Origin of the sequence: Acinetobacter sp. 226 (assembly GCF_048147925.1) — a bacterium.
Taxonomy (GTDB): domain Bacteria; phylum Pseudomonadota; class Gammaproteobacteria; order Pseudomonadales; family Moraxellaceae; genus Acinetobacter; species Acinetobacter pecorum.
This window is the reverse complement of record NZ_JAYWYX010000013.1, coordinates 88069-96377: the sequence shown is the minus strand read 5'-3', so window position 1 is coordinate 96377 and position 8309 is coordinate 88069. Positions and strand designations below refer to the sequence as shown.

Genomic DNA, 8309 nt, shown 5'->3' with positions numbered 1-8309 from the left:
ACTGGTGCGATCTCGCTTAAAGAAGGCGTGGAAATGGTTATGCCTGGTGACAACGTTGAGATGTCAGTAGAGCTAATTCACCCGATCGCAATGGACCCAGGTCTACGTTTTGCGATCCGTGAAGGTGGTCGTACAGTTGGTGCTGGTGTAGTTGCTAAAGTAACTGCATAATCATAGAATAAGACAGGCGAGTTGGGGTTTAGGCTCCAACTTGTTGTTTTGCAGGTCAGTAGTTCAATTGGTAGAGCGTCGGTCTCCAAAACCGAATGTTGGGGGTTCGAGTCCCTCCTGACCTGCCAAGTTTTTAAAAAGACGCTTGATGTCGGCAAAATTGGTCATATAATAAGTCGCGAAACCTACGACGAGTACAAAAATGTCGAATGAAAAATCACGCGACGCATTAGGCGAAGCGGCAATTCCTCAAAGAAATAATCCTGCAGTAGATGTAAATTCTGGTTCTCCATTAGACATAATTCTATGGGTTATCGCCTTGATTTTATTGGTGGGTGCAATGATGGTAAACCAATATTTACCAGCGTACTGGGCACCTGCAAATGATATTTGGGTGCGCGTTGGGGTGATTTTGGCTTGTATCGTTGCGGCATTCGGTTTATTATACGCCACCCATCAAGGCAAAGGCTTTATTCGCTTGCTGAAAGACGCACGAATCGAGTTACGTCGAGTGACCTGGCCTACTAAACAAGAGACCATGACCACATCTTGGCATGTCCTTGTCGTTGTTGTCATTGCATCTATATTACTGTGGTGTTTTGATTATATTTTAGGCTGGTTAATCAAGTTTATTATCGGGTAAGAGAGCTATGAAACGTTGGTACATTATTCATGCCTATTCGGGCTATGAAAAACAAGTGATGCGTTCGCTTAATGATCGAATCCAGCGTAGCGCTGTAGCCGATAGCTTTGGTGAAGTCCTGGTTCCTACCGAAGAAGTGGTGGAAATGAAGGATGGCAAAAAGCGTAAATCAGAGCGTAAGTTCTTTCCTGGCTATGTTCTAGTCGAAATGGAAATGAACGATGATACTTGGCACATTGTTAAAGAATGTCCAAAAGTTTTAGGCTTTATTGGTGGGACGGCTGAAAAACCGGCACCGATTACGCAAAAAGAAGCAGATGCGATTCTTGCGCGTGTACGCAATACTGGTGAAGCACCTCGTCCTAAGACGATGTTTGAACCAGGCGAAGAATTACTCGTTATTGACGGTCCATTCACAGACTTTAAAGGTGTGGTGGAAGAAGTTCAGTACGAAAAGTCACGCTTAACGCTGACAATTAATGTATTTAACCGACCAACTCAAGTTGAATTGGAATTTCGCCAAGTCGAAAAATCAGTCTAATTTGTATGGGTTGAAAACGCCTGACTTATTTATAAGTCAGGCATTGTTGTTGTAACGGTATCGTTACTTGAAATCATTGGGGAGCCTTCACCGGCGTTTGCACCCAGAGGTAATTTGAAATGGCTAAGAAGATTGACGGCTATATCAAGCTGCAAGTTCCAGCTGGTAAAGCGAATCCATCTCCACCGATTGGTCCTGCACTAGGTCAACGTGGTGTGAACATCATGGCATTCTGTAAAGAATTCAATGCTGCTACACAAAAACTTGAAGCTGGTCTGCCAATTCCAGTCGTGATCACTGTGTACAACGACAAGTCGTTCACATTCATCATGAAAACTCCACCTGCTGCTATTCTTCTTAAGAAAGCTGCTGGTATTCAAAAGGGTTCAGCTGTACCTAACAAAACTAAAGTTGGTAAGTTGACTCGTGCTCAGTTAGAAGAGATCGCGACTACTAAAGAACCAGATTTAACTGGTGCTGACTTAGACGCGCGTGTGCGTACCATTGCTGGTTCTGCACGTTCTATGGGCTTGGAAGTGGAGCTTTAAGACATGGCTAAATTAACTAAACGTCAAAAAGCGATTGCGTCTGCTGTAGAAGCGCACAAAGTTTACACACTAGAAGAAGCTGTTGCAGTTTTAGAGAGCCTTCCAGCTCCTAAATTCAAAGAGTCTCTAGACATCGCGGTAAATCTGGGTGTTGATCCTCGTAAATCTGACCAAGTTGTTCGTGGCGCGACTACACTTCCTGCAGGTACTGGTAAAACTGTACGTGTAGCTGTATTCGCTCAAGGCGCTGCTGCTGAAGCTGCTAAAGCTGAAGGCGCAGATGTTGTTGGTTTCGACGATCTTGCTGAAAGCATCCAAGCGGGTAACCTTGACTTTGATGTTGTAATTGCTGCTCCAGATGCAATGCGCGTTGTAGGTAAACTTGGTACAATCCTTGGTCCACGTGGCTTAATGCCAAACCCTAAAGTGGGTACTGTAACTCCTGACGTAGCAACTGCAGTTAAAAATGCAAAAGCTGGTCAAGCACGTTACCGTGTAGACAAAGCGGGTATCATCCACGCTGCGATCGGTCAAGTAGGTTTTACTGCTGAAGCTGTTCGTCAAAACGTTGAAGCACTTGTGGCTGACTTGAAAAAGTTAAAGCCTGCTACTTCTAAAGGCGTATACATTCAAAAGATCACTTTGAGCTCAACTATGGGTCCTGGTTTGATCGTTGATGTAGCAAACGTATCTAAGTAAGTCTCGACTTATTACAGAATTTTAAAGCCCTGAAGATGTCTCCTTCTCCCTCTGGGAGAAGGTCGGGAAGAGGGTTAAACCTCTCCCTAGCCCTCTCCTATAAGGAGAGGGGATAATTTAGGCAAACTTTGAATTGATAAATGAAAATTTATCAGCGTCAAAGACCGCAGGCGAGGGGAGTTTTATGCTTCGCTCTTAATAGCTCAGCCTGCGTAGACGCGGTGGTGTGATTTGTTCATCCTCCGCGTGTGAGTCCAGTGATGGTCTCGCGAATTGGGAGTGTACTTCGCGTAAGTACATAAATCACCATTAGGAGGTTTTACAATGGCTCTTCTTATCGAAGGCAAAAAACAGATCGTAGCTGAAGTAACTGAAGTTGCTTCTACTGCATTTGCTGCTGTTGTTGCTGACTACCAAGGTTTAACTGTTGAGCAATTGACTGCTCTTCGTGTTGAAGCTCGTAAACTAGGTGTTCACACACGTATCGTGCGTAATACTTTGGCTAAACGCGCTCTTCAAGATACTCAATTCAATATCTTGAACGACAGCCTTGTTGGCCCAACAATCTTAGCTTTCTCGACTTCTGAAGACGACATGGGTGCAGCTGCACGCTTGTTCGAAGAATTCGCAAAAACTAACAAAGCATTCGAACTTAAAGCTGCTGCATTTGATGGCAAAGTTTACGAAGGTGCTGAAGTTAGCGTAATCGCGAACCTTCCGAACCAAGAAAAAGCGCTTACTATGCTTGCAAACGTTCTTCAAGCTCCTATTTCGAAATTGGGTCGCCTTATTACTGCGCTCAAAGAGAAAAACGAGTCAGAAGCTGCATAAGCTTAAATTTATTTCCACACCATTCAATTTCCATTTGGAGTTATTCTCATGGCTTTAACTAACGAAGAAATCCTAAACGCAGTTGCAGAAAAAACTGTTCTTGAACTTGTTGAACTAATCTCTGCTTTCGAAGAGAAATTCAACGTATCTGCTGCTGCTGTTGCTGTTGCTGTTGCTGCTGCTCCTGGCGCTGCTGCTGCTGAAGAACAATCAGAATTCAACGTTGAGTTGACTTCTTTCGGTGGTAACAAAGTTGCTGTAATTAAAGCAGTTCGTGAAGCTACTGGTCTTGGCTTGAAAGAAGCTAAAGACATGGTTGAAGGCGCACCTACAGTTCTTAAAGAAGGCGTTTCTAAAGAAGAAGGCGAAGAGCTTAAGAAAAAACTTGAAGAAGCTGGTGCTACAGTTACTCTTAAGTAATTTCTTAAAGGAGCCGGTTTTTTTATAATCGGCTCCAAAAATTGGCTGATGGCTCTTGGGTCATCAGCCTTTTTGCGTTACAATAATCGGCTCGATTTTTGTTTGCATGATATAAAATTCATACAAATTAAAAATAAACATAATGAACAGACGCTTACCAATATTTTTCATTAAAAAAATATTGATAAGCGTTTTAATACCACTAAAAATTGCAGCATTTGTAAAGAGTGGTGGCCATATCGGCCAGCGTAATTCCTTCTGAGCCCGTTCTGCAGGCGGGCTTGGTTTACACTTTCCGAGGACTCCAGATGGCATACTCATATACCGAAAAGAAACGGATCCGTAAGAATTTTGGTAAATTGCCTAGCGTTATGGATGCTCCGTACTTGCTCGCGATTCAAGTCGACTCGTACAGAACATTCTTGCAAGATGGCAAATCACCAAAAAACCGCGAAGATATCGGTCTCCAAGCCGCATTTCGTTCAGTTTTTCCTATTGAAAGTTATTCTGGCAATGCTGCTTTAGAATTCGTTGAGTATAGTCTTGGTAAGCCTGAGTTTGATGTACGCGAATGTATCCTTCGTGGCTCAACTTATGCAGCACCAATGCGCGTAAAAATTCGTTTGATCCTGAAAGATCGTGAAACGAAGTCAATTAAAGACGTACGTGAACAAGAAGTCTATATGGGCGAAATGCCATTGATGACGGATAACGGTACCTTTGTGATTAACGGTACCGAGCGTGTGATCGTGTCACAATTACACCGTTCACCAGGCGTATTCTTTGACCACGATAAGGGCAAGACTCACTCAAGTGGTAAAGTTCTTTATTCAGCACGTATCATTCCTTACCGTGGTTCATGGTTAGACTTTGAATTCGATGCTAAAGACCTGGTTTATGTACGTATTGACCGTCGTCGTAAATTGCTTGCGACTGTAGTACTTCGTGCCTTGGGTTATAGCAACGAAAACATTCTCGACATGTTCTACGAGAAAGTACCTGTGTATCTTGACATGGGTAGCTACCAGATTGACCTGGTGCCTGAACGTCTGCGTGGCGAAATGGCACAGTTTGACATCCTGGACAAGGATGGCAAGGCAATTGTTGAGCAAGGTAAACGTATCAATGCGCGTCATGTACGTCAAATGGAAGCTTCGGGTCTTGAAAAACTTGCAGTACCTGATGAGTACCTATATGAGCGTATTACTGCTGAAGACATCCCATTAAAAGATGGTGATGTGATTGCAGCCAATACTGTATTAAGCCATGAAATCATGGTGAAAATTGCAGAAGGCGGCGTGAAGCAGTTCAATATTCTGTTCACCAATGATATCGACCGCGGTTCATTCATTGCAGATTCTCTACGTGCAGATACGACTACAAGCCGTGAAGAAGCATTGGTAGAAATCTACAAGGTTATGCGTCCGGGCGAGCCACCAACCAAAGAAGCTGCTGAAAACCTGTTTAACAACTTGTTCTTCTCTTCTGAGCGTTATGACCTGTCTCCAGTGGGTCGTATGAAGTTCAACCGTCGTTTGGGTCGTCCTTACGAAGTGGGTACAGACCAGAAGTCACGTGAAGTTGAAGGTATTCTCTCGAATGAGGATATCACTGATGTACTGAAAACATTAGTTGAAATCCGTAACGGTAAAGGTGAAGTCGACGATATCGACCACTTGGGTAACCGTCGTGTTCGTTCTGTTGGTGAAATGACAGAAAACCAATTCCGTGTGGGTCTGGTTCGTGTAGAACGTGCTGTTAAAGAGCGTCTGTCACAAGCTGAAACTGATAACCTGTCTCCGCAAGACTTGATCAATGCGAAGCCAGTGGCTGCTGCAATCAAAGAATTCTTTGGTTCAAGCCAGTTGTCCCAGTTCATGGACCAAAACAACCCGTTGTCTGAAATTACACACAAACGTCGTGTATCAGCGCTTGGTCCGGGTGGTTTGACACGTGAGCGTGCAGGCTTTGAAGTACGTGACGTACATCAAACTCACTATGGCCGTGTTTGTCCAATTGAAACACCGGAAGGTCCAAACATTGGTTTGATCAACTCGCTTTCTGTATATGCTAAAGCGAACGAGTTCGGTTTCCTGGAAACACCGTATCGTAAAGTGGTTGATGGTCGTGTAACAGACGAAGTTGAATACTTATCTGCTATTGAAGAAGTGGGTACTGTGATTGCACAGGCCGATTCTGCAATTGATAAAGATGGTCATTTAACTGAAGAATTCGTATCTGTACGTCATCAAGGTGACTTCGTACGTATGCCTCCTGAAAAAGTAACGCATATGGATGTATCTGCTCAGCAGGTAGTCTCTGTAGCAGCCTCACTGATTCCATTCCTAGAACACGATGATGCCAACCGTGCATTGATGGGTTCAAACATGCAACGTCAGGCAGTTCCGACGTTGATCGCTGACAAGCCGCTTGTTGGTACAGGTATGGAAGCGAACGTAGCACATGACTCTGGTGTATGTGTGATCGCGAAACGTGGTGGTCGTATCGAATATGTAGATGCGTCACGTGTGGTTATTCGTGTGAATGAAGACGAAATGATCGCAGGTGAAGCAGGTGTAGATATCTACAACCTGATCAAGTACACCCGTTCGAACCAGAACACTTGTATCAACCAGAAAGTTCTTGTGAACATGGGCGATAAAGTAGGTCGTGGCGATGTGCTTGCTGATGGTCCATCAACAGATGGCGGTGAGCTGGCACTGGGCCAGAACATGCGCGTTGCGTTCATGACCTGGAATGGTTACAACTACGAAGACTCGATCTTGTTATCTGAGCGTGTACTTCAAGAAGACCGTTTAACGTCTATTCATATCCAGGAATTGTCATGTGTTGCACGTGATACCAAACTGGGTGCGGAAGAAATCACTGCGGATATTCCGAACGTAGGTGAAGCTGCTCTGTCTAAACTGGACGAGTCAGGTATCGTTTACATCGGTGCTGAAGTAACTGCCGGTGACATCCTGGTTGGTAAAGTGACACCTAAAGGTGAAACGCAGCTTACTCCGGAAGAAAAATTGCTACGTGCAATCTTCGGTGAAAAAGCGGCTGACGTAAAAGACTCATCTTTACGCGTTCCATCGGGTACGAAAGGTACTGTGATTGACGTTCAAGTGTTTACACGTGACGGCCTTGAAAAAGACGAACGTGCTCAAGCAATTGAAAAAGCACAGCTTGATGCATACCGTAAGGACTTGAAAGAAGAGTTCAAAATCTTTGAAGAAGCTGCACGTGAACGCGTGATCCGTCTACTCAACGGCCAAGAGTCGAATGGTGGCGGTACAACTAAACGTGGCGACAAATTGTCTGAAGACGTGTTGTCTGGTTTAGAGCTCGTTGATCTTCTTGAAATTCAACCAGTTGATGAAGCAATTGCTGAACGTTTAACGCAAATTCAAGTGTTCTTGAAAGAGAAGGGCTTTGAAATTGACGAGAAATTTGCTGAGAAAAAACGAAAACTTTCTACAGGCGATGAACTGACTACTGGCGTATTGAAAGTTGTTAAAGTTTATCTTGCTGTAAAACGTCGCATCCAGCCGGGTGATAAGATGGCGGGTCGTCACGGTAACAAGGGTGTTGTATCTAACATCTTACCGGTAGAAGACATGCCACATGATGCCAACGGTGTACCTGTTGATATCGTGCTTAACCCGCTGGGCGTACCATCGCGTATGAACGTGGGTCAGATTCTTGAAACTCACCTAGGTATGGCTGCAAAAGGTCTTGGCGATCAAATCGACAAGATGATGAAAGAGCAACGTACTGTACTTGAGCTTCGTGATTTCCTAGACAAGATTTACAACAAAGTGGGTGGCGAGCAAGAAGATCTTGATAGCTTGACCGACGAAGAAATCTTGAAACTTTCTGGCAACTTGCGTGCTGGTGTGCCTTTGGCAACGCCTGTATTCGATGGTGCTGAAGAGGGTCAGATCAAAGAGTTGTTACAACTTGCAGGCCTATCTAGTACTGGTCAGACTGTATTATATGATGGTCGTACAGGTGAACGTTTCGACCGTCCGGTAACTGTCGGTTATATGTACATGCTGAAACTGAACCACTTGGTTGATGATAAGATGCATGCGCGTTCAACTGGTTCTTACTCGCTAGTAACGCAACAGCCGCTTGGTGGTAAAGCACAATTCGGTGGTCAGCGTTTCGGTGAGATGGAAGTCTGGGCACTAGAAGCTTACGGTGCAGCATATACGCTACAAGAAATGCTGACTGTGAAATCGGATGACGTTGAAGGCCGTACCCGTATCTACAAGAACATTGTAGATGGCAACCATTATATGGATCCGGGCATGCCTGAATCGTTCAACGTATTGACCAAAGAGATCCGTTCTTTAGGTATCAACATTGAACTGAAAAATGGTGACTAAGTAACCATCCAATCCCCCCAACCCCCTTGATAAAGGGGGGGATTTACTCCTCTTAAATT

Annotated in this window: 8 protein-coding genes, 1 tRNA gene and 1 pseudogene; 9 read left to right on the top strand and 1 reads right to left on the bottom strand. The window is 44.4% G+C overall.

The genetic code is table 11. The features are described from left to right. The 8 genes and pseudogenes from VXP95_RS08075 to rplL form a co-directional block, all read left to right on the top strand. Positions 1-171 (top strand): annotated as a pseudogene (locus tag VXP95_RS08075) (elongation factor Tu); the annotation flags it as partial. 52 nt (positions 172-223) lie between these two features. Continuing rightward, positions 224-299 (top strand) — tRNA-Trp (locus tag VXP95_RS08070). Positions 300-373: 74 nt separating this feature from the next. Continuing rightward, the gene (gene secE / locus VXP95_RS08065) at positions 374-814 is read left to right on the top strand and encodes a preprotein translocase subunit SecE (RefSeq protein ID WP_064094976.1); all 441 of its coding nucleotides are present in this window, start codon (positions 374-376) and stop codon (positions 812-814) included. 7 nt (positions 815-821) lie between these two features. Continuing rightward, a complete protein-coding gene (gene nusG / locus VXP95_RS08060) occupies positions 822-1355 on the top strand; it encodes a transcription termination/antitermination protein NusG (RefSeq protein ID WP_064094975.1) in 534 nt (177 codons plus the stop codon). A 119-nt stretch (positions 1356-1474) separates the two neighbouring features. Further along, complete coding sequence (rplK, locus tag VXP95_RS08055; RefSeq protein WP_004813566.1) at positions 1475-1903, top strand: 50S ribosomal protein L11; 429 nt, start codon at positions 1475-1477, stop codon at positions 1901-1903. A gap of 3 nt (positions 1904-1906) precedes the next feature. Next, a complete protein-coding gene (gene rplA / locus VXP95_RS08050; RefSeq protein ID WP_064094974.1) occupies positions 1907-2602 on the top strand; it encodes a 50S ribosomal protein L1 in 696 nt (231 codons plus the stop codon). A 324-nt stretch (positions 2603-2926) separates the two neighbouring features. Next, positions 2927-3433, top strand: a complete 507-nt coding sequence (gene rplJ, locus VXP95_RS08045) for a 50S ribosomal protein L10 (RefSeq protein WP_416705682.1) — start codon at positions 2927-2929, stop codon at positions 3431-3433. 48 nt (positions 3434-3481) lie between these two features. Next, positions 3482-3853, top strand: a complete 372-nt coding sequence (gene rplL, locus VXP95_RS08040) for a 50S ribosomal protein L7/L12 (protein WP_416711820.1) — start codon at positions 3482-3484, stop codon at positions 3851-3853. A gap of 63 nt (positions 3854-3916) precedes the next feature. On the opposite strand, the gene VXP95_RS08035 is transcribed toward rplL, so the two are convergent. Then, entirely contained in the window at positions 3917-4168 is a 252-nt protein-coding gene (locus VXP95_RS08035; RefSeq protein ID WP_064102178.1) for a hypothetical protein, read from the bottom strand. Here VXP95_RS08035 and rpoB point away from each other — a divergent pair. Then, positions 4162-8250 carry a DNA-directed RNA polymerase subunit beta gene (gene rpoB, locus VXP95_RS08030; RefSeq protein ID WP_064094971.1) on the top strand — a complete coding sequence of 1363 codons (4089 nt, stop codon included), beginning with the start codon at positions 4162-4164 and terminating at the stop codon, positions 8248-8250. The genes VXP95_RS08035 and rpoB overlap by 7 nt on opposite strands. The last annotated feature ends 59 nt before the right edge of the window (positions 8251-8309 follow it).

What these genes read in the sequence shown, in the direction of transcription:
- rplK (WP_004813566.1), top strand. Translation starts at nt 1,475, where the DNA reads ATGGCTAAGAAGATTGACGGCTATATCAAGCTGCAAGTTCCAGCTGGT.
- rplA (WP_064094974.1), top strand. Translation starts at nt 1,907, where the DNA reads ATGGCTAAATTAACTAAACGTCAAAAAGCGATTGCGTCTGCTGTAGAA.
- secE (WP_064094976.1), top strand. Translation starts at nt 374, where the DNA reads ATGTCGAATGAAAAATCACGCGACGCATTAGGCGAAGCGGCAATTCCT.
- VXP95_RS08035 (WP_064102178.1), bottom strand. Translation starts at nt 4,168, where the DNA reads ATGCCATCTGGAGTCCTCGGAAAGTGTAAACCAAGCCCGCCTGCAGAA.
- rpoB (WP_064094971.1), top strand. Translation starts at nt 4,162, where the DNA reads ATGGCATACTCATATACCGAAAAGAAACGGATCCGTAAGAATTTTGGT.
- rplL (WP_416711820.1), top strand. Translation starts at nt 3,482, where the DNA reads ATGGCTTTAACTAACGAAGAAATCCTAAACGCAGTTGCAGAAAAAACT.
- rplJ (WP_416705682.1), top strand. Translation starts at nt 2,927, where the DNA reads ATGGCTCTTCTTATCGAAGGCAAAAAACAGATCGTAGCTGAAGTAACT.
- nusG (WP_064094975.1), top strand. Translation starts at nt 822, where the DNA reads ATGAAACGTTGGTACATTATTCATGCCTATTCGGGCTATGAAAAACAA.